General features: G+C 68.8%; 1 protein-coding gene. It reads left to right on the forward strand.

The window, feature by feature from the left end:
- Positions 1-247 (forward strand): pyridoxal-phosphate dependent enzyme (locus tag A9Z05_RS04280; RefSeq protein WP_141723351.1); only part of this gene is annotated, 247 nt, incomplete at both ends.

The raw sequence follows: 247 nt of genomic DNA on the forward strand, positions 1-247 counted from the left end.
GTAATCGGCGTGCAGGCCGAGGATTCGTGCGCGATGGCGCAGTCGCTGGACGCGGGCGAGCGTATCGAGCTGAGCGAAGTCGGCCTGTTCGCGGACGGCACCGCGGTGAAGCTCGTCGGCGAGGAAACCTTCCGGCTGTGCCGCGAATTCCTCGACGGCGTCGTGACGGTCAACACCGACGCGCTGTGCGCGGCGATCAAGGACGTGTTCCAGGACACGCGCAGCGTGCTCGAGCCGTCCGGCGCGC

Origin of the sequence: Burkholderia sp. A2 (assembly GCF_001729305.1) — a bacterium.
Lineage (GTDB): Bacteria > Pseudomonadota > Gammaproteobacteria > Burkholderiales > Burkholderiaceae > Burkholderia > Burkholderia sola.